The sequence below is a fragment of the Streptomyces flaveus genome (genome assembly GCF_014647675.1).
In the GTDB taxonomy this organism is placed as follows: domain Bacteria; phylum Actinomycetota; class Actinomycetes; order Streptomycetales; family Streptomycetaceae; genus Streptomyces; species Streptomyces flaveus.
On sequence record NZ_BMPQ01000005.1, the window covers coordinates 200,917 to 226,577 of the forward strand.

24 protein-coding genes are annotated in these 25,661 nt (G+C 70.2%); 8 read left to right on the forward strand and 16 right to left on the reverse strand.

Annotation, left to right across the window (positions count from 1 at the left end; all coding sequences use genetic code 11):
- Positions 1-88: 88 nt before the first annotated feature.
- The gene (locus tag IEZ21_RS12840; RefSeq protein WP_033320396.1) at positions 89-340 is read left to right on the forward strand and encodes a DUF6458 family protein; all 252 of its coding nucleotides are present in this window, start codon (positions 89-91) and stop codon (positions 338-340) included.
- Between the two features lie 45 nt (positions 341-385).
- On the opposite strand, the gene IEZ21_RS12845 is transcribed toward IEZ21_RS12840, so the two are convergent.
- Positions 386-772: a cupin domain-containing protein gene (locus IEZ21_RS12845; RefSeq protein WP_033320395.1), complete on the reverse strand. Its 387-nt coding sequence runs from the start codon at positions 770-772 to the stop codon at positions 386-388.
- A 52-nt stretch (positions 773-824) separates the two neighbouring features.
- Here IEZ21_RS12845 and IEZ21_RS12850 point away from each other — a divergent pair, with 52 nt between their 5' ends.
- Both IEZ21_RS12850 and IEZ21_RS12855 read left to right on the forward strand, forming a co-directional pair.
- On the forward strand, positions 825-1,823 hold the full coding sequence (locus IEZ21_RS12850; RefSeq protein WP_189322012.1) for a helix-turn-helix domain-containing protein: 999 nt from the start codon (positions 825-827) through the stop codon (positions 1,821-1,823).
- Positions 1,820-2,314 carry an LURP-one-related/scramblase family protein gene (locus IEZ21_RS12855; RefSeq protein WP_189322013.1) on the forward strand — a complete coding sequence of 165 codons (495 nt, stop codon included), beginning with the start codon at positions 1,820-1,822 and terminating at the stop codon, positions 2,312-2,314. Before IEZ21_RS12850 ends, IEZ21_RS12855 begins: the two co-directional genes overlap by 4 nt.
- Before the next feature lie 22 nt (positions 2,315-2,336).
- On the opposite strand, the gene IEZ21_RS12860 is transcribed toward IEZ21_RS12855, so the two are convergent.
- On the reverse strand, positions 2,337-3,140 hold the full coding sequence (locus IEZ21_RS12860; protein ID WP_189322014.1) for a carbon-nitrogen family hydrolase: 804 nt from the start codon (positions 3,138-3,140) through the stop codon (positions 2,337-2,339).
- Positions 3,141-3,277: 137 nt separating this feature from the next.
- Here IEZ21_RS12860 and IEZ21_RS12865 point away from each other — a divergent pair, with 137 nt between their 5' ends.
- Positions 3,278-4,102: a maleylpyruvate isomerase family mycothiol-dependent enzyme gene (locus IEZ21_RS12865; RefSeq protein ID WP_189322015.1), complete on the forward strand. Its 825-nt coding sequence runs from the start codon at positions 3,278-3,280 to the stop codon at positions 4,100-4,102.
- A 177-nt stretch (positions 4,103-4,279) separates the two neighbouring features.
- Here IEZ21_RS12865 and IEZ21_RS12870 read toward each other — a convergent pair whose 3' ends face one another.
- Both IEZ21_RS12870 and IEZ21_RS12875 read right to left on the reverse strand, forming a co-directional pair.
- Positions 4,280-5,593 (reverse strand): MFS transporter, encoded by a 1,314-nt coding sequence (locus tag IEZ21_RS12870; protein ID WP_189322016.1) that lies wholly within the window; start codon positions 5,591-5,593, stop codon positions 4,280-4,282.
- Positions 5,590-6,291 (reverse strand): GntR family transcriptional regulator, encoded by a 702-nt coding sequence (locus tag IEZ21_RS12875; RefSeq protein ID WP_189322017.1) that lies wholly within the window; start codon positions 6,289-6,291, stop codon positions 5,590-5,592. Before IEZ21_RS12875 ends, IEZ21_RS12870 begins: the two co-directional genes overlap by 4 nt.
- A 203-nt stretch (positions 6,292-6,494) precedes the next feature.
- Here IEZ21_RS12875 and IEZ21_RS12880 point away from each other — a divergent pair, with 203 nt between their 5' ends.
- Complete coding sequence (locus tag IEZ21_RS12880; RefSeq protein ID WP_246567656.1) at positions 6,495-7,394, forward strand: D-alanyl-D-alanine carboxypeptidase family protein; 900 nt, start codon at positions 6,495-6,497, stop codon at positions 7,392-7,394.
- Between the two features lie 392 nt (positions 7,395-7,786).
- Here the strand turns inward: IEZ21_RS12880 and IEZ21_RS12885 are convergent, their stop codons facing one another.
- From IEZ21_RS12885 to IEZ21_RS12900, 4 genes are all read right to left on the reverse strand, one after another.
- Positions 7,787-9,250, reverse strand: coding sequence for a dihydrolipoamide acetyltransferase family protein (locus IEZ21_RS12885; protein ID WP_189322018.1), 1,464 nt, complete (start codon positions 9,248-9,250; stop codon positions 7,787-7,789).
- Between the two features lie 10 nt (positions 9,251-9,260).
- A complete protein-coding gene (locus tag IEZ21_RS12890; protein WP_189322019.1) occupies positions 9,261-10,241 on the reverse strand; it encodes an alpha-ketoacid dehydrogenase subunit beta in 981 nt (326 codons plus the stop codon).
- A gap of 2 nt (positions 10,242-10,243) precedes the next feature.
- The gene (pdhA, locus tag IEZ21_RS12895) at positions 10,244-11,410 is read right to left on the reverse strand and encodes a pyruvate dehydrogenase (acetyl-transferring) E1 component subunit alpha (protein WP_189322020.1); all 1,167 of its coding nucleotides are present in this window, start codon (positions 11,408-11,410) and stop codon (positions 10,244-10,246) included.
- A gap of 420 nt (positions 11,411-11,830) precedes the next feature.
- Positions 11,831-13,411 carry a protein kinase domain-containing protein gene (locus IEZ21_RS12900; RefSeq protein ID WP_189322021.1) on the reverse strand — a complete coding sequence of 527 codons (1,581 nt, stop codon included), beginning with the start codon at positions 13,409-13,411 and terminating at the stop codon, positions 11,831-11,833.
- Between the two features lie 334 nt (positions 13,412-13,745).
- On the opposite strand from IEZ21_RS12900, the gene IEZ21_RS12905 reads away from it, so the two are divergent.
- Positions 13,746-15,407, forward strand: a complete 1,662-nt coding sequence (locus IEZ21_RS12905) for a Stk1 family PASTA domain-containing Ser/Thr kinase (RefSeq protein ID WP_189322022.1) — start codon at positions 13,746-13,748, stop codon at positions 15,405-15,407.
- Between the two features lie 124 nt (positions 15,408-15,531).
- On the opposite strand, the gene IEZ21_RS12910 is transcribed toward IEZ21_RS12905, so the two are convergent.
- Positions 15,532-16,071 (reverse strand): bacterial proteasome activator family protein, encoded by a 540-nt coding sequence (locus IEZ21_RS12910; RefSeq protein ID WP_033320381.1) that lies wholly within the window; start codon positions 16,069-16,071, stop codon positions 15,532-15,534.
- A 196-nt stretch (positions 16,072-16,267) separates the two neighbouring features.
- Between IEZ21_RS12910 and IEZ21_RS12915 the strand changes: the two genes are divergently transcribed.
- The gene (locus tag IEZ21_RS12915) at positions 16,268-16,696 is read left to right on the forward strand and encodes a hypothetical protein (RefSeq protein WP_189322292.1); all 429 of its coding nucleotides are present in this window, start codon (positions 16,268-16,270) and stop codon (positions 16,694-16,696) included.
- A gap of 102 nt (positions 16,697-16,798) precedes the next feature.
- Here IEZ21_RS12915 and IEZ21_RS12920 read toward each other — a convergent pair whose 3' ends face one another.
- The 7 genes from IEZ21_RS12920 to pdhA (IEZ21_RS12950) are packed head-to-tail and all read right to left on the reverse strand — an operon-like array spanning position 16,799 to position 24,932.
- Entirely contained in the window at positions 16,799-17,779 is a 981-nt protein-coding gene (locus tag IEZ21_RS12920; RefSeq protein WP_189322023.1) for an NAD(P)H-quinone oxidoreductase, read from the reverse strand.
- A gap of 51 nt (positions 17,780-17,830) precedes the next feature.
- Positions 17,831-18,937 carry a potassium channel family protein gene (locus tag IEZ21_RS12925; protein ID WP_189322024.1) on the reverse strand — a complete coding sequence of 369 codons (1,107 nt, stop codon included), beginning with the start codon at positions 18,935-18,937 and terminating at the stop codon, positions 17,831-17,833.
- Positions 18,938-18,976: 39 nt separating this feature from the next.
- The gene (locus IEZ21_RS12930) at positions 18,977-20,260 is read right to left on the reverse strand and encodes a molybdopterin molybdotransferase MoeA (protein ID WP_189322025.1); all 1,284 of its coding nucleotides are present in this window, start codon (positions 20,258-20,260) and stop codon (positions 18,977-18,979) included.
- Positions 20,257-21,213, reverse strand: a complete 957-nt coding sequence (locus IEZ21_RS12935; protein WP_246567658.1) for an NTP transferase domain-containing protein — start codon at positions 21,211-21,213, stop codon at positions 20,257-20,259. Before IEZ21_RS12935 ends, IEZ21_RS12930 begins: the two co-directional genes overlap by 4 nt.
- A gap of 25 nt (positions 21,214-21,238) precedes the next feature.
- On the reverse strand, positions 21,239-22,780 hold the full coding sequence (locus IEZ21_RS12940) for a dihydrolipoamide acetyltransferase family protein (RefSeq protein ID WP_189322027.1): 1,542 nt from the start codon (positions 22,778-22,780) through the stop codon (positions 21,239-21,241).
- The gene (locus IEZ21_RS12945) at positions 22,780-23,784 is read right to left on the reverse strand and encodes an alpha-ketoacid dehydrogenase subunit beta (RefSeq protein ID WP_189322028.1); all 1,005 of its coding nucleotides are present in this window, start codon (positions 23,782-23,784) and stop codon (positions 22,780-22,782) included. The genes IEZ21_RS12940 and IEZ21_RS12945 overlap by 1 nt, the downstream gene beginning before the upstream one ends.
- Positions 23,781-24,932: a pyruvate dehydrogenase (acetyl-transferring) E1 component subunit alpha gene (pdhA, locus tag IEZ21_RS12950; RefSeq protein ID WP_189322029.1), complete on the reverse strand. Its 1,152-nt coding sequence runs from the start codon at positions 24,930-24,932 to the stop codon at positions 23,781-23,783. The genes IEZ21_RS12945 and pdhA (IEZ21_RS12950) overlap by 4 nt, the downstream gene beginning before the upstream one ends.
- 188 nt (positions 24,933-25,120) lie before the next feature.
- On the opposite strand from pdhA (IEZ21_RS12950), the gene IEZ21_RS12955 reads away from it, so the two are divergent.
- Positions 25,121-25,606 carry an Lrp/AsnC family transcriptional regulator gene (locus tag IEZ21_RS12955; RefSeq protein WP_189322268.1) on the forward strand — a complete coding sequence of 162 codons (486 nt, stop codon included), beginning with the start codon at positions 25,121-25,123 and terminating at the stop codon, positions 25,604-25,606.
- Positions 25,607-25,661: the final 55 nt, after the last annotated feature.

Genomic DNA, 25,661 nt, shown 5'->3' on the forward strand with positions numbered 1-25,661 from the left:
TCGCCTCCGCATGGCCGGTCCGGCGGGGGGTACCCGGCCCGGGTCCGCAACAGCCGTTGAAGACGGACAGCACAGGGAGGCCGGACTCATGGGTCTTGGTGGTTGCATCATTCTGATCGCGGTGGGGGCCATCCTCACGTTCGCGACCGACTGGGACATGCAGGGAGTCAACCTCGACCTGGTCGGAATCATCCTGATCGTCGTCGGCCTGATCGGCGTCGCGACGTTCAGCAGTGTCGCCAAGCGCCGGCGTGTGGTGGTGCCGCCCACGACACCGGTGATCGACGAGGAACGGCACCACAGCCGCCGGGACGGATACAGCGACGGTTACGGCATCTGATCGCCACTCCCTCGACCGCCGGCCACGGCACCGTTCGGTGACGGGTCAGGCCAGCGCGTGCCCCGTAGTCGCGTCCACATGGTCCGGTACCTCGTCGTGGCGGTCGCCGACGGTGGAGGTGCCGGTCGGTTCGAGGACGAGGATCTCGGTGGGGACGGGAGCGTACGGCTTGTGCTCGGTGCCGCGCGGGACTGTGAAGACGGCGCCCCGGGGCAGGACGACCGTGCGCTCGCCGGCCGGTTCGCGCAGGGCGATGTGCAGTTCGCCGTTCAGGACCAGGAAGAACTCGTCGGTGTGGTCGTGGACGTGCCAGAGGTGCTCGCCCTCGACCTTGGCCACGCGGACGTCGTAGTCGTTGACGGCCGTCACGATTCGGGGGCTCCACGTTTCCGTGAAGGAGGAGAGGGCCGTTTCCAGCGAGATGGGTTCCATGGGCTCATCGTGCGGGGTGGTCTTAGCGTCGCACGAGTGCTAGGAATCGCATATGTCGCAAGGATCCTCGCACTGTCCGCACAAGGTCGCCGTGATCGTGGACGAGGGCACCAACCCCTTCGAGGTCGGTGTCGCGACCGAGCTGTTCGGGCTGCCGCGGCCCGAACTGGGCCTCCCCGGACCGCTGTACGACGTGACGCTGTGCACGCCCATGCCCGAGGTCCGGATGAACCACGGCTTTTTCACGCTGACCGGCGTGCCCGGGCTGGAGGCGGTCGACGAGGCGGACACCCTCGTCGTACCCGGCCGCCCGGACAACGTCGTGCCACGCGGCGCCGCCGTACTCGACGCCATCCGGCGCACCCACGCGCGTGGGGCTCGTGTCATGAGCCTGTGCACCGGAAGCTTCGCGCTCGCCGAAGCCGGCCTGCTCGACGGACGCCGGGCCACCACTCACTGGCGCTGGGCCGACACCTTCCAGGAGCTGCATCCGAAGGTACTGCTGGAGCCGGACGTGCTCTTCGTCGACGAGGGCGACATCCTGACCGCCGCGGGCAGTGCCGCCGCACTCGACCTGTGCCTGCATGTCGTACGCCGTGACCATGGCGCCGAAGTCACCAATGCCGTGTCCCGGCGGCTGGTGTTCGCCGCGCACCGGGACGGCGGGCAGAAGCAGTTCGTGGAGCGGCCGGTGCCCGACGTGCCCGACGAGTCGCTGGGCCCCTTGCTGGCGTGGGCTCAGGAGCGGCTGGGCGAGCCGCTGACGGTGGCGGACTTGGCGGCGCGTGCGGCGGTCAGCCCCGCGACGCTGCACCGGCGCTTCCGCACCCAGCTCGGTACGACTCCGCTGGCCTGGCTGACAGGGGAGAGGGTGGCGCTGGCCTGCCGACTGATCGAGCGGGGGGAGGAGCGGCTGGACGTGGTGGCCGCCCGGAGCGGGCTGGGGACGGCCGCGAACCTACGCGCGCGTGTGCGACGCGAGACCGGGCTCAGCCCATCGGCCTACCGGCGGCGTTTCGGACCGGCCGCCGGGGAACCGCTACAGACATGAAATTCCTCGTACGCGACCGGCTCCTCGGCATCGGTGACGACTACTGGATCGAGGACGACCGCGGCAACAAGGTCTTCCTCGTCGACGGCAAAGCCATGCGGCTGCGGGACACCTTCGAGCTGAAGGACACCCAGGGGCGCATCCTGATCGACATCCACCAGAAGATGTTCGCCCTGCGGGACACGATGGTGATCGAGCGGGACGGCGGGCCGCTCGCGCGGATCAGACGCAAACGGCTGTCGTTGCTGCGCAACCACTATCGGGTGGCCCTGGCGGACGGCAGCACGGAACTGGACGTCAGCGGCAAGATCCTCGACCGCGAATTCGCCATCGAGTACGACGGTGAGCTGCTCGCCGTCATCTCCCGGCGCCGGCTTCACGTGCGGGAGACGTACGGCGTCGACGTCGTACGGGAGGACGCGGACCCGGCGCTGCTGATCGCGGTGGCGGTGTGCGTGATCCATCTGGCCGAGAAGGAACGGGAGGACTGAGAGCCAACGGGAGGCCCGAGAGCTAACGGCCAGGGGGCTCCAGGCCCAGCATCCGGTCCTTCAGCGCCGGGAACTGATCCCTCGTCACGCCCACCTTCCCCGGGTCGAACTCCACCGTGAGCACCTCCTCGTCCGCGCCCGCCTCGGCCAGCACCTCGCCCCACGGATCCACCACGATCGAGTGACCGGCCTGCGGAACTCCCGCATGCGTACCGGCCGTTCCACACGCGAGGACGTACGACTGGTTCTCCACCGCGCGGGCCTGGGCCAGCAGCGTCCAGTGGGAGCGGCGGCGTTCGGGCCAGCCGGCGGGGACGACGAGGGTTTCGGCGCCGGTGTCGACGAGGCGGCGGAAGAGTTCGGGGAAGCGGAGGTCGTAGCAGGTCGCCAGGCCGATCGTGGTCGACGGCAGTCGTACGGTGACGACATCCGCGCCCGCGCTCATCAGCACCGCCTCGCCCTTGTCGAAGCCGAAGCGGTGGATCTTGCGGTACGAGGCGGCCAGTTCGCCGGAGGGGGAGAAGACGAGTGAGGTGTTGTAGAGGAGGCCGTCGGGGTCCCGCTCGGGGATGGAGCCCGCGTGCAGCCATACGCCCGCGTCGCTCGCCGCCTTGGCCATCACCTCGTACGTCGGCCCGTGCAGCGGCTCGGCCTGAGTCCCGAAGGACTCGTAGGCGAACGCCCCCGTTGTCCACAGTTCGGGCAGCACGACCAGATCGGCACCGGCCTGCTCGCGGACGAGGGCGGCCACACGCTGTCGGCGCGCGTCGATCGATTCGCCCCCTTTGCCGTCGTATACACCGATCTGGATGAGGGAGGCGCGCACACTACCACCGTCCTGGCATTCGACCCGCGAAACGGGCCTACGATCGTCACACGAAAGCACTGCCGGGGTGCCTTGCAGCAGCGTAACTTAGCGGTCCAAGACACCTATGCCCGCGCACGAACCGCCCGAGGGGTCCCGTGAGTCTCCATCCCAGCCTTCAGACCTATGCCGACGCCTGGACCCACTCAGTGGAAGCGATATCCGAGCTGGTGCAGCCGCTCGTGGAGGGTGAGTGGAACCGGCGGACCCCCTGCCCGGGCTGGTCGGTCCGCGATGTGGTCTCGCATGTGATCGGTATGGACTGCGAGATGCTCGGCGACCCGCGCCCGATCCACACGCTGCCGCGCGACCTGTACCACGTGTCGAACGAGCACCAGCGGTACATGGAGATGCAGGTCGACGTACGCCGTCACCACACGGCACCGGAGATGACGTCCGAGCTGGAGTACACGATCATCCGCCGCAACCGGCAGCTGCGGAACGAGTCGCGCGAGCCGCACGCCAAGGTGCGCGGTCCGCTGGGCTCGGAGATCACCCTCGAACAGTCCATGCGGTACCGCGCGTTCGACGTCTGGGTGCACGAGCAGGACCTGCGCACCGCGCTCGGCCGGCCGGGCAATCTGGACTCGCCGGGTGCGTACATCGTGCGGGACGATCTGCTCGCCGTGCTGCCGAAGGTCGTCGCCAAGGAAGCGGGCGCGCCCGCGAACTCCGCGGTCGTCTTCGACGTGCACGGACCGGTCGACTTCCTGCGCACGGTCCGCGTCGACGCCGAGGGCCACGGCACGATAGACGGCGCCGTCTCGCTCGGTCCGGCGGCCACCCTCACGCTCGACTGGGAGACGTACTTCCGGCTGGCCTGCGGCCGGGTCACCGTCGACTCGGTGGCGGACCGCATCAAGACGGAGGGCGATCCGGAGCTGGCGGCGGCGATCCTGCGGCACTTCGTGGTCACGCAGTAGCGCACGCACCGGCGAGGGCCGCGGGTGCGCCGGACGCCTGAGCGGGGATCGGGCCCCGGCGGGCGCGAGGGTGTTCACCTCGTGGCCCGCCGTCAGGCTGCCGCACACCTGGCCCGCGCCGTACCGCGAAGGGCAGTTACGAAGAACCGCGCTGTGTCACGCGGGCAGGTGCACCGGTCACGCGGGCACGTGCACCGTCTCCACCCGGCTCGCGACCAGCCGTTCGCGCTCGCGGCGGGCGGCCTGGCGGCGCAGGCGGAGGATCTGGCCGAGGCCCAGCGCCTGGAGCACGAACACCGTGGAGAAGGCGATGCCGTAGTCGTCACCGGTGGCGTCCAGCAGCGCACCGATCGCGAACAGCGTCGTCATCGAGGCGACGAAACCGCCCATGTTGGTGATTCCGGAGGCCGTGCCCTGACGCTCGGGCGGATTCGCGGGGCGAGCGAAGTCGAAGCCGATCATCGAGGCGGGACCGCAGGCGCCGAGCACCGTGCAGAGCACGATCAGCAGCCACATCGGGGCATGGTCGGCGGGGTACGCGAGCGTGGCGGCCCAGACGGCCGCCGTCGACAGCACCGTGCCGAGCGCCAGCGGAAGCCGTGCCGCGTGGTGCCGGGCGACGATCTGCCCGTACACCAGGCCGATGGCCATGTTGGAGAGCACGACCAGCGTCAGCAGCTCACCGGCCGTCGCCCGCGAAAGACCCTGCGCCTCGACGAGGAACGGCAGGCCCCACAGCAGCAGGAACACCATCGCCGGGAACTGCGTGGTGAAGTGCACCCACAGCCCCAGCCGCGTCCCGGGCTCCCGCCAGGACGCGGCGATCTGCCGGCGCACGTACGCGGCGCCGTAGTGCGGGAACGGCTCCGGCTCGTGTCCCTCGGGGTGGTCCTTGAGGAACAGCAGCATGAGTACGAGGACGAGGACGCCCGCGAGCGAGCTGCCCGCGAAGGCCGCGGTCCAGCCGACGCCGTGCAGCAGCCGGGCCAGGACGAGCGTCGAGACGAGGTTGCCCGCCATGCCCACCAGGCCCGCCATCTGCGCGACCATCGGGCCGCGCCGGGCCGGGAACCAGCGTGCGCCGAGCCGCAGCACGCTGATGAACGTCATCGCGTCACCGCAGCCGAGCAGCGCGCGAGCGGCCAGCGCCATCCCGTACGAGGGCGAGAAGGCGAAGCCCAGCTGACCTGCCGTGAACAGGACCACGCCGATGGTCAGCACCTTCTTGGTGCCGAGCCGGTCCACCAGCAGGCCGACGGGTATCTGCATGCCCGCGTAGACGAGGAGCTGGAGGATCGAGAAGGTGGACAGCGCGGAGGCGCCCACGTCGAAGCGGTCGGCGGCGTCGAGTCCGGCCACTCCCAGGGACGTACGGAAGATGACCGCGACGAAGTAGACGGCGACGCCGACGGACCAGACGAGGACGGCGCGGCGGCCGCCGGGCGGATCGCCGGGGAGGACCGCGGTCCTGGAGCCTCCCGCGGCGGTCATCGGACGTCACCCCGCGCGAGGCTGGAGAACCAGCTGACGTGCCGGTGGACGTGGTCGACGGCCGCCTCCGCGTCACCGGAGCGCAGCGCTTCGAGGATCTCGCGGTGCTCGGTGAGCGTCTTGGTGACGCGGTCGGGGTGGGCGTGCATGACGGCGACGCCCATGCGCAACTGCCGGTCGCGGAGCTGGTCGTAGAGCCGCGAGAGGATGGCGTTCCCCCCACTGCGGACGATCTCGGCGTGGAAGCAGCGGTCGGTGACGGCGGCTGCCGCCAGGTCACCGGCCTCGGCCTGCTCCCGCTGCTTCTCCAAGAGCTGCGTCAGGCGCTCGATGAGCGCGGGCGAGGCCGGCACCGCCTTGCGGATCGCATGCTCCTCGACGAGCTGCCGGGTCTCCACGACATCGGCGATCTCCTGCGCGGAGACGGGCAGGACCAGCGCGCCCTTCTTCGGGTAGAGCTTGATCAGCCCCTCGACCTCGAGCTTCAGCAGCGCCTCGCGAACGGGGGTTCGTGACACCCCGACCGCCTCGGCCAGCTCGCCCTCGGTGAGCAGCGTCCCACCCTCGTACCGGCGCTCCAGGACGCCCTGCTTGACGTGGGCGTAGACGCGTTCGGCGGCGGGGGGTTGTTTGGCGGGTGGCTGCTTGGCTGGTCCTGACGCGGTTTCGGTCGAGGTCGGGGAGGGCGCTGCAGGCATGCGCACAGCATAGATACAACACGTACGCATCGTCGCGGGCCGTCCAGGATGCGGACGTGTGGCATCAATGAGGACCCCGCCCTACGAGCGGTACATCCATCTGTGCTACTTACGTGTCATACGTGTCGCAGGAGACGGCGACTCGCTCAAGCGACCGCCCATTCAGGGCATTTGAGGCACTCAACGCAATCGGGGTACTCGACTTGAAAACCGGCATCAAGGACGTACGGTTCCGCAGAGCTGCCGCCGTGGTCATGACCACCGGAGCCATGTTCGCGACCGGAGCACTCACCGCGGCGCCCGCGACGGCCCTCACCGCGCCCACGATCGCCGCCAAGGGCGGCTACGTGATGAACAACGGCACGGCCAGGACGCTCTACACGAAGGCCGCGGACACCCGCCGCTCCACCGGCTCCACCACGAAGATCATGACCGCGAAGGTCGTACTGTCGCAGCCGAACCTCAACCTGGACGCCAAGGTCACGGTCCAGAAGGCGTACAGCGACTACATCGTCCAGAACAACTGGGCCTCGAACGCCAAGCTGATCGTCGGCGACAAGGTCACGGTCCGTCAGCTGCTGTACGGGCTGATGCTGCCGTCCGGCTGCGACGCCGCGTATGCGCTCGCCGACAAGTTCGGCTCCGGCTCGACGCGGGCCGCCCGCGTGAAGTCGTTCATCGGCAAGATGAACAAGCAGGCCAGGGACCTCGGCCTGGCGAACACTCACTTCGACTCGTTCGACGGCATCGGCAGGGGCGCGAACTACTCCACGCCGCGCGACTTGACGAAGATCGCCAGCAGCGCGATGAAGAACTCCACGTTCCGCTCGATCGTCAAGACGAAGAAGTACACGGCGAAGACGACCACGAGGACCGGCGGCACCCGCACGATGGCGCCGTGGACGAACACGAACCCCCTCCTCGGCACCTACACCGGCGCCATCGGCGTCAAGACCGGCTCCGGCCCGGAGGCCAAGTACTGCCTGGTCTTCGCCGCCACCCGCAACGGCAAGACGGTCATCGGCACGGTGCTGGCGTCGACTTCGTCGACGAGCCGCGCATCGGACGCGAAGAAGATGATGGATTACGCGTTCAGGCGATAGAGCGCCCTTGGAGGCTGACGTCAGAGCGTCGGCTCCAGAAGAGGTACGACGGAGAAGGCCCGCCGGCGCCTGCACGGCATGCTGCGGGCCCTCTCCGAACCCCGGCACCGGCCGGCGGCGCCGGGGCCACCCGTTTCTGAACGCAGGCACTCACGCAGGGCGGGGCGGAACGGCGTGAAGCTCCACCGGGATGTTCACGGGCTCACCGCCCCGGCCAGGGGACACGGAGATCCGAGCGGCGATCTCCACCGCCCGTTCCAGGCCGCCGACCTCGATCACCCGGTATCCGACCAGGAGCTGTTCGTCCGGTCGGTACGGCCCCTGGCAAAAGGGGCGCCGCAATCCGAACTTGCGGCGCCCCCTTCATCGTTGGACCTACCCGGTCGACAGCCTCACGCCCAAGTGATCAGCCGCTTCGGCTGCTCCAGGATCGCCGCCACATCCGCCAGCACCTTGGAGCCCAGTTCGCCGTCCACCAGGCGGTGGTCGAAGCTGAGCGCCAGCGTGGTGACCTGGCGGGGCTTCACCTTGCCCTTGTGGACCCACGGCTGGAGCTTGATGGTGCCGACGGCGAGGATCGCGGACTCGCCAGGGTTGAGGAGCGGCGTGCCCGTGTCGACGCCGAAGACTCCGACGTTCGTGATCGTGACCGTGCCGCCCTGCATGGCAGCGGGGGATGTCCTGCCCTCGCGGGCTGTTGACACCAACTCGCCGAGTGCCTGCGCCAGTTCGGGCAGGGTCTTGGTGTGGGCATCCTTGATGTTCGGGACGATCAGGCCGCGGGGGGTGGCCGCCGCGATGCCCAGGTTCACGTAGTGCTTGAGGACGATCTCCTGGTTCGCCTCGTCCCAGGACGCGTTCACCTCGGGGTTCCGCTTGATCGCCACCAGGAGGGCCTTGGCGATGAGCAGGAGGGGGTTCACGCGTAGGCCCGCGAGGTCCTTGTCCTGCTTGAGCTCCTCGATGAGCTTCATCGTGCGGGTCACGTCGACCGTCACGAACTCCGTGACATGCGGCGCCGTGAACGCCGAGTCGATCATCGCGGTCGCCGTGGCCTTGCGGACGCCCTTGATGGGGATACGGGTCTCCCGGGCGCCCTCGTGCGACACCGCCGCCGGTGCCTGCGCCGGCGATGGAGCGGCTACGGGAGTCTGCACCGGCTCGGGAGCCGGGGGCGCCGACGCCGCGTACACGTCCTCGCGCGTGATGACCCCGTCCGGACCGGACGGGGTGACCGTCGCCAGGTCCACACCCAGATCCTTGGCCAGCTTGCGCACCGGGGGCTTCGCCAGAGGACGGCCCACCGGAGACCGGCGGTCCACAGGACTCGTGTGCCCGTTCAGCTCACCCTGGACCGCAGCCGCCGCCTCGGGCTGCTGGGCCCGGGCCGGGGCCTGGGCTTGGGCCTGCTGAACCGGAACCCCCTTACGGGGACGCCGCTTCGTCGACGCCTCGGCCACGCCGTACCCGACCAGGACCGGCTTGCGCCCCTCGGGCTTCGGCGCTTGTGGTGCGGCCGGAGCCGGAGTCTCGGCAGGCGTCTCGGGCTCCGCGACCGAAGGAGCACCACCGGCCCCACCGGCCCCGGCATCCCCACCGCCCTCGTCGACCGTGATGATCGCCGTGCCCACGTCGACCGTCGTCCCCTCGGGGAAGCGAAGCTCCCGCACCACCCCGTTGTACGGAATCGGCAGCTCGACGGCCGCCTTCGCCGTCTCGACCTCGCAGACCACCTGCCCGTCCGTGACAGTGTCACCGGGCTGGACGTACCACTTGAGGATCTCGGCTTCGGTGAGTCCCTCGCCCACGTCGGGCATCTTGAACTCCCGCACGGACGCTTCCGTCATCGTCGTCACGACCCTCTCCTCAGTACGCCAGCGAGCGGTCGACGGCATCGAGCACCCGGTCCAGGCCCGGCAGGTACTCGTCCTCCAGGCGCGCCGGCGGATACGGGGCGTGGTAGCCGCCGACCCTCAGGACGGGTGCCTCCAGGTGGTAGAAGCACCGCTCCGTGATGCGCGCGGCGATCTCCGCACCGGAGCCGAAGAACACCGGGGCCTCGTGGACCACGACCAGGCGGCCGGTCTTCTGGACCGAGGCCTGGACGGTGTCGAAGTCGATCGGCGAGACCGAGCGCAGGTCCAGGACCTCCAGCGACTTGCCCTCCTCCTGGGCGGCGTTCGCGACCTCCTGGCAGACCTTCACCATCGGGCCGTACGCGGCCAGCGTCAGGTCGCTGCCTTCGCGCACCACACGAGCCTTGTGCAGCGGCCCGGGGATCGCCTCGGGGTCGACCTCGGCCTTGTCCCAGTAGCGCCGCTTGGGCTCGAAGAAGATCACCGGGTCGTCGCTGTGGACGGCCTGCTGCATCATCCAGTAGGCATCGCTCGCGTTCGACGGCGAGACCACCTTCAGGCCCGCCACATGCGCGAACAGCGCCTCCGGGGACTCGGAGTGGTGCTCGACGGCGCCGATTCCGCCGCCGTACGGAATGCGGATGACGACCGGCAGCTTGATCTTGCCGAGCGCTCGCGCGTGCATCTTCGCGAGCTGCGTGACGATCTGGTCGTACGCGGGGAAGACGAAGCCGTCGAACTGGATCTCCACCACCGGGCGGTATCCGCGCAGTGCGAGGCCGATCGCCGTGCCGACGATGCCCGACTCGGCGAGCGGGGTGTCGATGACCCGGTCCTCGCCGAAGTCCTTCTGCAGCCCGTCGGTGACCCGGAAGACACCGCCGAGCTTGCCTACGTCCTCGCCCATGATCAGGACCTTGGGGTCGGCGTCGAGGGCCGTACGCAGCGATTCGTTGATCGCCTTGGCCAACGCCATCTTTTCTGCCGCCATCGCTACTCGCCCTCCCCTTCCGTAACGAACGACGCCTGGTAGGCGGCGAACTGGGCCCGCTCCTCGTCGACGAGCGCGTGCCCGTCCGCGTACACGTTCTCGAAGATGGCGAAGTGGTCCGGGTCCGGCATGGCACGTACCACTTCGCGCACTCGCCTGCCCAACGCCTCGCTCTCGGCTTCGAGTTCCCCGAAAAACCCCTCATTCGTGTCAGTTTCGGACGCTAGATAGCTGCGCAGGCGCTGGATCGGGTCCTTCGCCTCCCAGGAAAGCCGCTCGTCGTCGTGCCGATAGCGGCTCGGGTCGTCGGAGGTGGTGTGCGCGCCCATGCGGTACGTGAACGCCTCGACGAGCGTGGGTCCCTCGCCCCTGCGGGCCCGCTCCAGGGCCCACTTGGTGACGGCCAGGCAGGCCAGTACGTCATTGCCGTCGACGCGTACGCCCGGGAAGCCGTAGCCCTGCGCGCGCTGGTAGAGCGGGACGCGGGTCTGCTTCTCGGTGGGCTCGGAGATCGCCCACTGGTTGTTCTGGCAGAAGAACACCACGGGGGCGTTGTAGACCGCGGAGAAGGTGAACGATTCGGCGACATCGCCCTGGCTGGAGGCGCCGTCTCCGAAGTACGCGATCACGGCCGAGTCCGCGCCGTCCTTGGCCACACCCATCGCGTAGCCGGTGGCGTGCAGGGTCTGCGAGCCGATGACGATCGTGTAGAGGTGGAAGTTGTTGCTGTTGGGATCCCAGCCGCCGTTGTTCACGCCGCGGAACATGCCGAGCAGATTGGTCGGGTCGACGCCGCGGCACCAGGCGACGCCGTGCTCGCGGTAGGTCGGGAAGACGTAGTCGTCGTCGCGCAGGGCCCGCCCGGAGCCGATCTGGGCGGCCTCCTGGCCGAGCAGCGAGGCCCACAGGCCCAGCTCGCCCTGGCGCTGCAGCGAGGTCGCCTCGGCGTCGAAGCGGCGGGTGAGCACCATGTCGCGGTACAGACCACGCAGCTCTTCGGGGGTGATGTCGGCGACGTACGGGTCGTACTCGGCGTGCTTGACGCGCTTGCCCTCCGGCGTCAGCAGCTGCACGAGCTCGGTGCTCGGGCTCGGTGGCTTCTTGGCGCTGGTGCGTTTCGTACCGGCGCTGCGTCGCGGCTTGCGCGCGGCAGTGCTCTCCACGGTCACGTGTGCTCCTCCGTCGGTCCGGCCCCCCGGGATTGCCGGGTGACCAGTGCGGCTCGCCTGTTCCGGTACCCGTGCACGGGTAGGTGCCCTCGGCCGGGAACAGGCGTGACAGGTGCCCCGGCGAGCGCCCTGCAACAGGCACGTTACCCAGTGCCCCACACCTGTGGGAAACCCCTCCTGACCTGCATTTTTGCTTGGATATCCAAGTAACCTCTGGTTCGGATTTCCTCACAGTTCGCGCAGGTCGGGAACAGCCGCTGGTCACAGCCTTGCAGGGGGCCGGAACACCGGCACGTTATCCCGGTCACCCTGGGGACGGGAAGAGTTCGCCTCGGTGGAGCAGTGAGTCCGGCAAACGGCACGCGCGCGTGGAGCCCGTTTTCGGGCCGCACGCGCGCGTGGAGGGTGCTTCGGGATCGGTTACTGCCCGCCCGGGTCGCCGACACCGCCGACGGCGGCATCCGTCGGTTCGTCCGTCGGTTCGTCCGTCGGTTCGTCCGTCGGTTCGTCCGTCGGCTCGTCCGTCGGCTCTGTCGGCACGGACTCCGAGGGCGTGGGCTCGCCCGTGGGCTCGGTCGGCTTCTGCGTCGGCTCGACCGTCGGGTCGTCCGTCGGCTCGAACGTCGGCGGCGTGTAGTCCGGGTCCGTGCCCGTGCCGGCGCCGTCGTCCTGAGATTCTTCTTCTGTCGCCTCGGACGAGGGGCTCTCGCTCGGCGTCGGGTCCTTCTCGGTCTGCGAGGTCGTCGGCGACTGCGTAGTGCCGCCGCCCCCGTCATCGTCGCCGCCCTTGTTCTGGAGGGCCAGCGCGACGCCCGCCGTGATGGCGACCACCGCGAGTACGGCGAGGATCCACAGCTTGCCGCGCCCGCTGCCCCGGTTGCCGTTGCCCGCGAAGCCCCCGTCGTCGCCGCCCGAGCCGCGGTTCGGCAGGATCGGGGAGGGGATCTGCGTGGTGCCCGAGTCGCTGTGGTGCGGCATGACGTTCGTACCCGCCATGCCGATCGCCGGGGTGCTGCCGCTCTCGTGCATCATCACGGGACCGGTGTTCCAGTTGCCGCCGGTGTGGCTGCCCTGGTCGTACAGCATCTGCAGCGCGTACTGGACAAGCCCGCGCATCTCCTCGGCGGTCTGGAACCGGTCGTCCGGGTCCTTCGCGAGGGAGCGCATGACCAGGCCGTCCAGCTCCGGCGGCGCCACGTCCGAAGCCTCGGACGGGGGCACCGGAATGTCCTGAACGTGCTGGTAGACCACCGACAACGGGGTCTCACCCGTGAACGGCGGCCGCAGCGAGAGAAGTTCGTACAGCAGACAGCCCGTCGCGTACAGGTCGCTGCGGTGGTCGACGGCCTTGCCGAGCGCCTGCTCGGGCGAGAGGTACTGGGGCGTGCCCATGACCATGCCGGTCTGGGTCATCGTCGACTGCGCGCCGTGCAGTGCGCGCGCGATGCCGAAGTCCATCACCTTCACCGCGCCCGCGTTGGTGATGATCACGTTCGCGGGCTTGATGTCACGGTGCACGATGCCGTGCTGGTGCGAGTACGCCAGCGCCTCAAGAACACCGGAGACGATGATCAGTGCCTGCTCGGGCCCGGGTGCCTCGGCGTTGAGCAGCAGATCGCGGATCGTACGGCCTTCGACGAGCTCCATGACGATGTACGGCACGGTGTTGCCGGCGAACGTGTCCTCGCCGGAGTCGTAGACCGCCACCACCGCGTGGTGGTTGAGGCCCGCCACCGACTGGGCCTCGCGCGTGAAGCGGGCCTTGGACACCGGGTCCTCGGCCAGGTCGGAACGGAGCAGTTTGACCGCGACCGTACGCCCCAGGCGTACGTCCTCGGCGGCGAACACCTCGGCCATGCCGCCCTTGCCGAGTCTGTGGGTGAGCCGATACCGGCCGTCCCCGACAAGCCCGCCGTTACCCCACATGTCCGGCGCATCTGACATACCGCCGCCAGTCGCCTCGGGGTCGGACGGGCCCTGAGCGCGCTGCTGCTGTGCCATCAGTCCTCGCCGTCGTTTCACCCGCGTCCGCGCGGTGGTTGTTACCGTCTCCAACGGGCCACGCTACAGCCTCCACACGAGGCGCCGGTGCGAGATGGACGGGTCATGAAACCCGTAGCGGGTCTCCGGGTGCAAATTCTGTGTACCGGCCGCACGTCACCTGTAACGCTTCCGCGACTCTTCTTTCGCGTACGGTCACGGATCGGGCACCGCGCTTGACGTGTCAGTGCCCTCGGGCAGACTTGGCCGGGAATGGACAAAGGATCACCGGCCGCGGGAGCACGCCAGCAGCTTTGGTCCGCGCGACGGCGCACGCCGATGGGGGACGCAGAACATGAGCCAGGACGGCGCACAGGGCCGGTACGCGGGGCGTGCGGTCGCCGGCGGCCGCTATCAGCTGCGTGATCTGCTCGGCGAAGGCGGCATGGCCTCGGTCCATCTCGCATACGACTCGGTGCTCGACCGACAAGTAGCGATCAAGACACTTCACACCGAGCTGGGACGCGAACAGGCCTTCCGCGAGCGCTTCCGCCGCGAGGCCCAGGCAGTGGCCAAACTCACGCACACGAACATCGTCTCGGTCTTCGACACCGGCGAGGACGATCTTGACGGTGTGATCACCCCGTACATCGTCATGGAGTACATCGAGGGCAAGCCGCTCGGCTCCGTCCTCGAGGCGGACACCGCGCAGTACGGGGCGATGCCCGCCGACAAGGCCCTGAAGATCACCGCGGACGTGCTGGCGGCGCTGGAGATCAGCCACGAGATGGGCCTGGTCCACCGCGACATCAAGCCGGGCAACGTCATGATGACGAAGCGGAACGTCGTCAAGGTGATGGACTTCGGCATCGCCCGCGCCATGCAGTCCGGCGTCACCTCCATGACCCAGACCGGCATGGTGGTCGGCACCCCGCAGTACCTCTCCCCGGAGCAGGCACTCGGCCGGGCCGTGGACGCCCGCTCCGACCTGTACTCCGTCGGCATCATGCTCTTCCAGCTGGTCACCGGACGACTGCCGTTCGACGCGGACATACCGATCGCGATCGTGTACGCGCACGTCCAGGAGGAGCCCGTCGTGCCCTCCTCGATCAACCGCTCGCTGCCACCGGCCGTGGACGCACTGATCGCCCGCGCCCTGAAGAAGAACCCGAACGAGCGCTTCCCGAGCGCCGAGTCGATGCGCGACGAGTGCCAGCGCGTGGCCCAGTCGCTGCACACAGCCGCGCCCAGCATCGTCCCGGGCGCGCAGACGTCGAGCGGCGCCGGGGTCGGCTCCGCGGTCTTCCCGCCGGTCGACCCCGCGGCACCGGGCCCGGCGGGGAACGTCCAGACGCCGTACACACCCGGTCCGTACGGCCCGCCGACCCCCTCGCCCGCGCCGTACTCCCCGGCCTACGGCTACCCGCAGCAGGGCGGCTACGCCACGCCTCCGCAGACCGCGGCGTACTCCCCGCAGCAGGGCCTGTCGACCCCGCCGCCGTACACGATCTCCCCGCAGCAGCCCTCGGCCCCCTCCCCGGGCGGCGGCGGCCGCAAGAGCAACCTGCCGGTGATCATCGGCTCGGCCGTCGTCGCGCTGGCCGCCGTCGTCGGCCTGATCGTGGCGCTGAACCTGGGCGGGGACGGCAACAACGAGGGCGGTGGCGCTGACGCCGGTGCCGGCGCCACCGCCAGCGCGTCGGCGACGCAGGAGCAGAAGGCCGAGTACAAGGCTCCGGATCCCTCGAAGACGATCGAGGCGGAGGAGTGCACGGAGCCGGACGAGTCGTACAACGACCCCAACAAGATCAAACTGCCCGACTTCTCCTTCAAGAACATCGATTCGGTGAAGAAGTGCCTGCAGCAAGCGGGCTGGCAGTACGAAGAGAGGCCGGTCGACGAGAACACCTTCGGCGACGGCACGGTCATGAAGCAGTTCCCCGCGAAGGACACGGACGTCGACCCCAAGAACATGCCGAAGATCCAGCTCGATGTCTCGACGGGCAATCCCGCCTGATCCTCGGGCCGCCTGATCCTCCGGACATCGATCCTCAAGGCCACGCGAAGGGGCCCGGCATCCGTGCCGGGCCCCTTGTCTCTGCGCGCTGCCGCCTTACGCGTACGGCTCTACAGGTACGGCATTACAGGTACGGCCCGCCCGAGCGGCCGCCCTTGTGCGGCTCGTCGTCGCCCTCGCCGCCGACGCCCGGCGGCAGGGCGCGGCGCATCTGCTCCAGCTGGGCACGGGCCGCCATCTGCTGGGCGAACAAGGTCGTCTGGATTCCGTGGAAAAGGCCCTCCAGCCAGCCCACCAACTGGGCCTGCGCGATACGCAGCTCCGCGTCGGAGGGGACCGACTGTTCCGTGAACGGCAGGGACAGCCGCTCCAGTTCCTCGACGAGGTCGGGAGCGAGACCGTCCTCCAGCTCCTTCACCGAGCTGGCGTGGATCTCCTTGAGGCGGACCCGGCTCGCCTCGTCCAGAGGTGCCGCGCGCACCTCCTCCAGCAACTGCTTGATCATGCTCCCGATGCGCATGACCTTGGCGGGCTGCTCCACCATCTCCGTCACCGGGACCTCGCGGGAGTCGTCGTCTCCTCCGCCGCCGAGAGCCATTCCGTCCTGGCCAACGACCAGGATCTGTGGGTTCTCCGGCGACCTTTCGTTCCTCGGCATCTCCATGCCGCCATTCTCTCGCACCCGTACACCTCACCACCTTGGTGCCCCCTCGCGAAAGTGATCCACCGTGTACGGAGCCGGTGTTCGCGCCGGGCGGACGCGGACAGTGAGTTCGCTGCGTGACCGAGATGCCGGGGCGCGGGGCACGTGTGACGCTTGATGCGTCTTGGCGCCCGAGCATCGGGAGGGGGTCATCGACATGACTCCGTGGCTTCGCACGCTGAGCTCAGCCGGCCTGCTACTGCTCCTGACGACGGCCCCCGCCCATGCTTCGTACGCCTCGTCCGTCGCGCCGCCCGCCGCTTCGTACGCCGTCGAGCCGGACCCCGGCGAGTCGCGCGCCGGCAGCCATGCGGGCGTGGGGCGGGAGAGGCCGGGCCGGGAGCCTGCGCCGGGGGAGGACGCCCTACGCCCGGAGATCGACCCCGGCGTCCCGGAGGTGCCGGACATCCCGGTCGGCCCGTTGATCACCGTCGGCCCCGCCGTGGGCTTCGAGCCGTCACCACACGCCGCGCCGCCGCCCTCCCCGGAACCCGTGCCGCACGTCCTCCCCCTGGGCAGCGGACTGGTCCTCATCGGCCTCGGCCTGGGGCTCGCGTTCTTCGGCCTGCGCGTACGGCGCGGCTGAGACGCGTACGAGAGCGTGCACGGTGCCGTACGGGAGCGTGCTGGGCGCCTTGCGGGCACCCGCGAAGAGCCGGGTGCCCGCCGCGAGCGTGCTGAAGGGGTCTTACGGGAGCGTCAGCAGCACCTTCCCGATGTTCCCGCTCTCCTCCAGCACGCGGTGCGCCGCGGCTGCCTCGCTCATCGGCAGCTCACGGTCGACGACCGGGCGTACATGGCCGCCGGCGATCAGCGGCCAGACGTGCTCGCGTACGGCCGCGACGATCGCCGCCTTCTCGGCGACGGGCCGGCCACGCAAGGAGGTCGCGGTGATGGCGGCCCGCTTGCCCAGGAGTGTGGCGATGTTCAGCTCGCCCTTGACGCCGCCCTGCATGCCGATGATCGCGAGGCGGCCGTTGGTGGCGAGGGCCTTGACGTTCCGGTCCAGGTACTTGGCGCCCATGATGTCGAGGATGACGTCCGCGCCCGTACCGTCCGTGGCGGTCCTGATCTCCTCGACGAAGTCCTGCTCGCGGTAGTCGATGAGGACGTCCGCGCCGAGTTCCGCGCAGTACGCCAGCTTCCCCTTGCTGCCCGCCGTGACGGCGACCTTCGCGCCGACCGCCTTCGCCAGCTGGATCGCCATGGTGCCGATGCCGCTCGCGCCACCGTGCACGAGGAGGGTCTCGCCGGGGCGGAGGTGGGCGATCATGAAGACGTTTGACCAGACCGTACAGCTCACCTCGGGCAGCGCGGCCGACTGCTGAAGCTCGATGCCCTCGGGCACGGGCAGCAGCTGTCCGGCCGGTACGGCGACTTTCTCGGCGTACCCGCCGCCCGCGAGCAGCGCGCACACCTCGTCGCCGACGGACCATCCCGAGACGCCGGGGCCGAGCTCGGCGATCCGTCCGGAGCATTCGAGGCCCGGGTACGGGGAGGTGCCGGGCGGCGGGTCGTAGAAGCCCTGCCGCTGGAGCAGATCGGCGCGGTTGACCGCTCCGGCCACCACCTCGACCAGCACTTCGCCCTCTCCGGGCACCGGATCCGGGACCTCGTCCCACACCAGCGCCTCGGGCCCACCAGGTTCAGGAATCGTGATCGCACGCATGCGGCGAGGCTACTCCCGAGGGGCCGGCGGACCGATGACCCCTCCTGCCGCTCAAGCCTCGGGCAGACGCTTGATGTCGGGCGCGACCTGCGTGTGCGGCGACTTCCGCACGATGGTGATCAGACGGTCCGTCAACTGGAGCTTCCCGATGGCCGGTTCGTCGTACCCGAGCACGCGATGCCCTCGTACGACACTGACGACCAGGTCGTCCACCTCCCGCGGTCCACGCCCCACCTCGGCCTTCACAACAGGCCGTTCGACGATGTCGAGCCCGCTGCCCTGCTGGATGAGGTCCTCCAGGACCATGCCCGCACTGGGGCTGAGCACCGAGAGTCCGAGCAGCCGTCCGGCCGCGCTAGCGCTGGTGATGACGACATCGGCGCCGGACTGACGCAGCAGCGGCGCGTTCTCCTCCTCGCGGACCGCGGCCACGATCTTCGCCCCGCGATTGAGCTGCCGGGCCGTCAGCGCCACGAGTACGGCGGTGTCGTCGCGCTGGGTCGCGATGATGATCTGCCGCGCCTTCTGCACCTCGGCCCTCAGGAGTACGTCGCTGCGCGTGGCGTCGCCGACCACGCCCGCGAACCCGTCCGCCGTCGCCGCGTCGACCACCTTCGAGCTGGGGTCGACGACCACGACCTGCTCCTTCTTCAGCCCTGTCGCACACACGGTCTGAATCGCCGAGCGGCCCTTCGTCCCGAAGCCGATGACAACGGTGTGCTCCCTCAAAGCGGTCCTCCAGCGGTTCAGTCGCCATTCCTCCCGGGTGCGTTCGGTGAGGACCTCGAGAGTGGTGCCGACCAGGATGATCAGGAAGAGCACGCGCAGTGGCGTGACCACGAAGATATTGGTGAACCGGGCGGCGTCACTGACCGGGGTGATGTCGCCGTACCCGGTGGTGGAGAGGGTGACGGTCGCGTAGTAGAACGCGTCGAGCAGGTCGACCGAGCCGTCGGAGTTGTCGTTGTAGCCGTCGCGGTCGAAATAGACGATGAAGGCGGTACCGACCAGCAACAGCAGCGCCATCACGACCCGTTTGGCGACCTGCCGCAGCGGGCGTTCCACCGTTCTGCGGGGAAGCGACACCCGATGGGTCACAAGTCGTTCGTCCGCCTGGCGGGCGATCGCGTCATGGCCCGGAAGTTTCACGTGAAACACTCCCCGATCCGGTTCATATGAGAGTCCCCCCGACCCGATTCATGCGATGCCTGCCCCAGTCCCGGCCGTCGCCCACGACAGCTCGAGGATCTCCAGCTCCTGGCCGTGGTGGCCACCGCCGGGCGGGACGACCGCGAGCGCGTCGGCCACGGCGATGCCGCGCAGCATGGCCGGGCCGTTGTAGTGCAGCGGCACGGCCCGGTCCTCGCGCAGCACGACGGGGATCAGCCGGGTGTCGTACGGATGCCCGTGCGCCGCGTCCCCCAGGGGCAGCGTGTACGGCTTCGGGGCCGGGCGTCCCGCGAGGGTACGCAGCAGGGGTTCGGCGAGCGTGAGCAGGCCGGAGACGGCGGCGAGGGGGTTGCCGGGCAGGCCGACGAGGTGCTGGTTCTCCTTGGTGCGGGCCAGCAGCATGGGGTGGCCGGGGCGCACCTTGACGCCGTTCACCAGGAGCTGGGCGCCGAGGCGGCGCAGGGTGGGGTGGACGTGGTCGACGGGGCCCGCGGCGGTGCCGCCGGTGGTGACGATGAGGTCGGCTTCGGAGTGCTGCAATGCCTTGTGCAGGGCCTCGGCGTCGTCGCCGAGCCTGCGCACCGCGATGACGTCCGCGCCGAGCGCGCGCAGCCAGGGTGGCAGCATCGGGCCGAGCGCGTCGCGGATCAGGCCCTCGTGGGGCAGGCCCTCGGTGAGCAACTCGTCGCCCAGGACGAGGACTTCGGCGCGTGGGCGCGGGACGGCGGAGACGGTGTCGTAACCGGCGGCGGCCGCGAGCCCGAGCACGGGCGGGGTGATCAGCGTCCCGGAAAGCAGGAGGGCGTCCCCGGAGCGGCATTCCTGACCGCGCGGGCGGATGTCCTGGCCGTGCACGACGTCCCGGGTCGCGTGCAGCCGGTCGTTGTCGTCGGTGCGGCCGTGTTCGCTGCGCAGGACGGCGGTGGCGTCCTGCGGGATGCGTGCGCCGGTTGCTATCCGGACCGCCTCGCCGTCGGTGAGCGGCGCCGGCTCGGCGTGCCCGGCGAGCACCCCTTCCGGCCGGACGTGCCAGGGGCCAGGTCCGGCGACCGCCCAGCCGTCCATCGCGGACGTGTCGAACGGCGGGAGATCCGTGAGGGCGGTGAGAGAGGCGGCGAGAACGAGGCCCTGCGCGGCGTCGAGCGGGACGGAGACGGGGGCGGCCGGAGTGCGAGGGGCTCGCTCGGCGATGGCGCGCGCTTCTGGCCAGGGGGTGGCCTCGCCGGGCCGGTGGGCATCGCTGTCCTTGACCAAGGCGAGGACCTCCTCCACGTCGAGGTCGACGTCCTCGTGCTGCCCGTGGGCGGTCATCCGGCGTCCGGGCGCGCATCGGTGACGGTCCCGGAGTCGGACGGGGCGGCTGTGCCGGTCCCGGGGTCGGACGGTGCCGCGGTGGCTTCCTCCTCCGCCCAGCGCAGCGCGAGCGCTGTCGCCTTGCGGGCGGCCTCGGCCACCGCCTCGGGACCTCCCTTGGCCTGCGCCGCCGCGTATCCGACGAGGAACGTCGTCAGCGGTGCCGCGGGCCGGGCCACACCGTGCGCGGCGTCGCGGGCGAGATCGAGCAGGACGCCGATGTCGACATCGAGGTCGATGTCCAACTCTTCCTTGACTGCGGAAATCCATTCATCCAACACGTGCCCATGCTCCCTGATACGTGCCCGGGCGGTAGCAACGTCGTCCCAGGTGTCGCAGTCGAAGGACGCGACGGGATCGGTGATACGGGTGAGGTCGAGCGCACCGGTGAGCAGCCGCAGCGGCAGCCCGGCCAGACCACCGTGCTCGGCGTCGAGCGCCGCCAGCTCACGACGCAGCGCCGAACTGCGATACGCGGCCACGAGCGGCTGGTCACGGCCGTCTGAGTCGGTGAGCAGCACGCCTTCGGTTTCGGTCGACCGAAGGGCCGCCAGCAGCCGTCGTACCGTCCCCTCGCCGAGGAACGGCAGATCGGCGGAGAGCACCACGACGTACGCCGCCGAGGTCCGCCGGAGCCCCGCGTCGAGCGCGGCCGGCGGACCCGCGCCGGGCGGGTCCTCGCGCGCCCACAGCACCGGGCGTGCGGTGGCCCTGCGGTCGGCCACGACCACGGTGGTCGCGGCAGTAGAGCAGGCGGCCAGGACCCGGTCGAGCAGCGGGCGTCCGCCCACGCGCACACCGGGCTTGTCGGCGCCGCCGAGCCGCCGGGCGGCGCCTCCGGCGAGCACGACGGCGTCGTGTACGTCTACCTCGGGATCGCCGGGATCGCCGGGGAGCTGGTACGTGGTCACCCCACGAGTATGCGTGCCACGGCGATCACAGGGAACGCAGGAGTACCGCCGGCTCCTCCACGCAGTCCGCGACATACCGCAGGAATCCTCCGGCCGTGCCGCCGTCGCACACCCGGTGGTCGAAGGTGAGCGAGAGCTGTACGACCTGCCGCACCGCCAACTCGCCCTGGTACACCCAGGGCTTGGGGGCGATCCGGCCGACGCCGAGCATGGCCGCCTCGGGGTGGTTGATGATCGGCGTGGAGCCGTCGACGCCGAACACGCCGTAGTTGTTCAACGTGAAGGTCCCGCCGGTGAGTTCCCCTGGCGTGAGCTTCCCCGTACGCGCCGCTTCGGTGAGCCGCGCGAACTCCGCGCTCAGCGACTCGGCGTCCCGCGTGTGCGCGTCCTTCACGACCGGCACGACGAGCCCCCGGTCGGTCTGTGCCGCGAACCCGAGGTGCACCTCGTCGAGTTGTACGACCTCCCGGGCGTCCATGTCGACCGTGGAGTTGAGCTCGGGGTAGCGGACGAGGGCCGCGGTGCAGATGCGGGCGAGCAGCGCGAGGAGGGAGATCTTCGGTCCTCCGGCCGCATTCATGGCCACGCGCGCGTGCATCAGTTCCGTCGCGTCGGCGTCCACCCAGCAGGTCGCGTCGGGGATCTCGCGACGGCTGCGGGTGAGCTTGTCGGCGGCGGCACCGCGTACGCCTCGCAGGGGGATGCGGGTGCCTGCGGCTGCGGGAACGCCTCCCCCGCGCGCGGGAGTCTCGCCGGCGGGCGCGGCAGGCACGCGCGCGTGGGGGGCGACCGAGGGCTCCGACGCCACCGACACGTACGGCACGGCCCCGGTCTCCGTCGCCCGGACGTGTGCACCGGCGGCGCGCGCCGCGCGCGCCGCTTGTTCCACGTCTGCCCGCAGAATCAGTCCTTCGGGTCCGGATCCCGCCAACTCCCGCAGATCCAGGCCGTATTCCCGGGCCAGCCGCCGCACGAGCGGAGAGATCACCGGCACGGGACCGTCGACGCGGCTTTCGTCTCCGCCGCCCGGCCGGCCCTCGGTGGCCGCCACGTCTTGCGCGAGGCGGCGGGCGGCGGTGTCGTGCGCCGCCGTTCCCACGACAGCGCTGTTCGCACCGCGGTCGGCTGCCGACGTGTCCGCACCGCGACCGGGAGACGCCACATCCGCACCGCCGGGCCCCTCCGTGGGCCCACCGCGCGGCTGTCGCCCAGCAATCGCCGGGCCGGTCGGCCGTACCCTTCCGCGTCGCGCGGGCGGCTTTCCCGTGCCGTACCCCACGAGTACGTTGCCGGACCCCTCGTCCGCGTCACCGGAGGCGGGTGCTCCGACCGCCACCGTCAACAGCGGTGCTCCGACGGGCAGTTCCGTGCCCTCCTCGCCGAAGCGGGACGTGACCACGCCGCCGTACGGGCAGGGCACCTCGACCATCGCCTTGGCCGTCTCGACCTCGACGACCGGCTGGTCGACGGCGACGACGTCGCCGACCTGGACGAGCCAGCGGACGATCTCCGCCTCGGTGAGCCCTTCGCCGAGGTCGGGCAGCCTGAATTCGAGGACCTGGGGCATCAGTTCTCCGCCTCCCACTGCAGCCGCGCGACCGCGTCCAGGATGCGGTCGACGCCGGGCAGATGGTGCCGCTCCAGCATCGGCGGCGGGTACGGGATGTCGAACCCGGCGACCCGCAGCACCGGCGCCTCCAGGTAGTGGAAGCACCGCTCGGTGACCCGCGCGGCGATCTCCCCGCCCGGTCCGCCGAAGCCCCCGGACTCGTGCACCACGACGGCCCGTCCCGTGCGCCGTACGGACGCCGTCACCGTCTCGTCGTCGAACGGCACCAGGGAGCGCAGATCGACGACTTCGAGGTTCCAGCCTTCGGCCCGCGCCGCCTCGGCCGTCTCCAGGCAGACGGGCAGGGACGGCCCGTACGTGATCAGCGTGGCGCTCCGGCCCGAGCGCCGCACCACCGCACGGCCTATCGGTTCAACGGCCGGTGGCTCGTCGGGGTTCCAGGAATCCTTCGACCAGTACAGGCGCTTGGGTTCGAGGAAGACCACCGGGTCGTCGGAGGCAATGGCGGCGCGCAGCAGCCCGTATGCGTCGGCGACCGTCGCGGGCGTGACGACATGGAGCCCCGGAGTCGCCATGTAGTACGCCTCGGAGGAGTCACTGTGGTGCTCGACGCCGCCGATGCCTCCCCCGTAGGGGACACGGATCGTGAGCGGCAGCGGCATCGCCCCGCGCGTGCGGTTGCGCATCCGCGACACATGCGAGATCAGCTGCTCGAAGGCCGGGTACGCGAAAGCGTCGAACTGCATCTCCACGACCGGCCGCAGCCCGTACATGGCCATGCCGACGGCCGTCCCGAGGATGCCCGCCTCGGCCAGCGGCGTGTCCGTACAGCGGTCCTCGCCGAACTCCTTGGCGAGCCCGTCGGTGACCCGGAAGACACCGCCGAGGGTGCCGACGTCCTCACCCATGACGTGGACGGCCGGGTCGGCGGCCATCGCGTCGCGCAGCGCGCGGCCGAGGGCCTGCGCCATGGTGGCCGGTTTCACGGCGACCGTGGTCATCGCGGCGCTCCCTCCGACTCGTGGTGACGCTCCTGGGCGGCCAGTTCGGCCCGCAACTGTGCCTCCTGCTCCAGGAGCTGGGTCGTGGGCCGGTCATAGACGTGCCCGAAGAGGTCCATCGGGTCGAGTGCCGCGTCCTGGTTCATACGCTCGCGCAGGTCCGCGGCCATCGCTTCGGCGTCCTCGCGCGCGGCCTGCATGCCGACCTCGTCGAGGAGCCCGCGCTCGGTCAGCGCGTGCTCCAGGAGGGCGATCGGGTCGTGTGCGCGCCAGGCCTCGACCTCTGCGTCGCCGCGGTAGCGCTTGTCGTCGTCGGCGTTCGTGTGGGCGTCCATGCGGTACGTCACCGCCTCCACGAGCGTCGGTCCGCCTCCCGCGCGCGCGTGGGCCACGGCTTCGCCGAGGACCTGGTGCACCGCGATCGCGTCGTTGCCGTCGACCAGGCGGCCCGGCATGCCGTAGCCGACCGCCTTGTGGGCGAGGGAGGGGGCGGCGGTCTGCTTCGCGAGCGGTACGGAGATCGCGAAGCCGTTGTTCTGGACGAGGAAGACGACCGGGGCCTGCCAGACAGCGGCGAAGTTCAGCGCCTCGTGGAAGTCGCCCTCACTGGTTCCGCCGTCACCCACCAGGGCGAGCGCGACCACGTCGTCGCCCTGAAGACGCGCGGCATGCGCGAGGCCAACGGCATGCGGGAGCTGGGTCGCGAGGGGAGTGCACAGGGGCGCGATACGGCGCTCGCGGGGGTCGTATCCGCTGTGCCAGTCGCCGCGCAGGAGGCCAAGAGCCTGGACGGGGTCGAGGCCTCGGGCGACGGCGGCGAGCGTGTCGCGGTAGCTGGGGAAGAGCCAGTCGCGCTCTTCGAGGACGAGCGCGGCGGCGACCTGGCAGGCCTCCTGGCCGGTGGAGGAGGGATAGACCGCGAGCCGGCCCTGCTTGGTGAGGGCGGTGGCCTGCGCGTTGTAGCGACGGCCGCGCACCAGCTCCCCGTACAGACGGCGCAGCAGCCCCGGGTCGGCCTCGGCCGCCGCGTCCGTGCCGAGGACGCGGTACGGAGCCTCCTCCGGCAACAGGGGTGCGGGGTCGGTGCGGGGCTGCCAGGCAGGCGGCGGGGTGGGCCGATAGGCGCCCCGCTGCTCCATGACCGTCATGACGGCACCTCCTCATGGGAGTGGTCCGGCGGCACACCGGATGTGATGCGCCTCACCTACCGATTGTTCGGTCGTCGGCACATTTTGGCTACAGGCAGCTCCAGGCTGTGGACAAACGGTTCTCCACAGCCTGGGATGGACGCAGTACGTCCATGGTATGGAGGCGGGGGGACATGGCACCTGAACAAATGGCCGAGGGACCGGAGGGCGGCCGTGCCGAGACTCCTCCGCGTCCGCTGGACGCCATCGATCAGGACATCCTCCAGATGCTGCGCTCCGACGGCCGCGCCTCGATACGGTCCGTCGCCGAACGCGTCCATGTGTCCCGGGCCAACGCCTACGCGCGCATCAACCGGCTCATCGAGGACGGCGTGATCCTCGGTTTCGGCGCCCGCGTCAACCATGAACGGGCAGGGAAGGGCGCCGCCGCCTACATCACCCTGAAGATCGTGCAGAACTCCTGGCGCACGGTGCGCGAACAGCTGCGCGCGCTCCCCGAGGTGGCCCATATCGCCCTGGTCAGCGGGGACTTCGACGTACTGCTCCTGGTGCACACACCGGACAACAGGAATCTGCGCGACCTGGTGCTGACCCGCCTCCAGTCCATCCCGGAGGTGCTCAGCACCCGGACCCTGCTCGTCTTCGAGGAGGAGGACGTGGAGCCGGAGGGCTGACCGCCACTGCCCTTTCGCGGCCTGCGTCCCGGCTTCTTCGGAGCATGTGACCCGG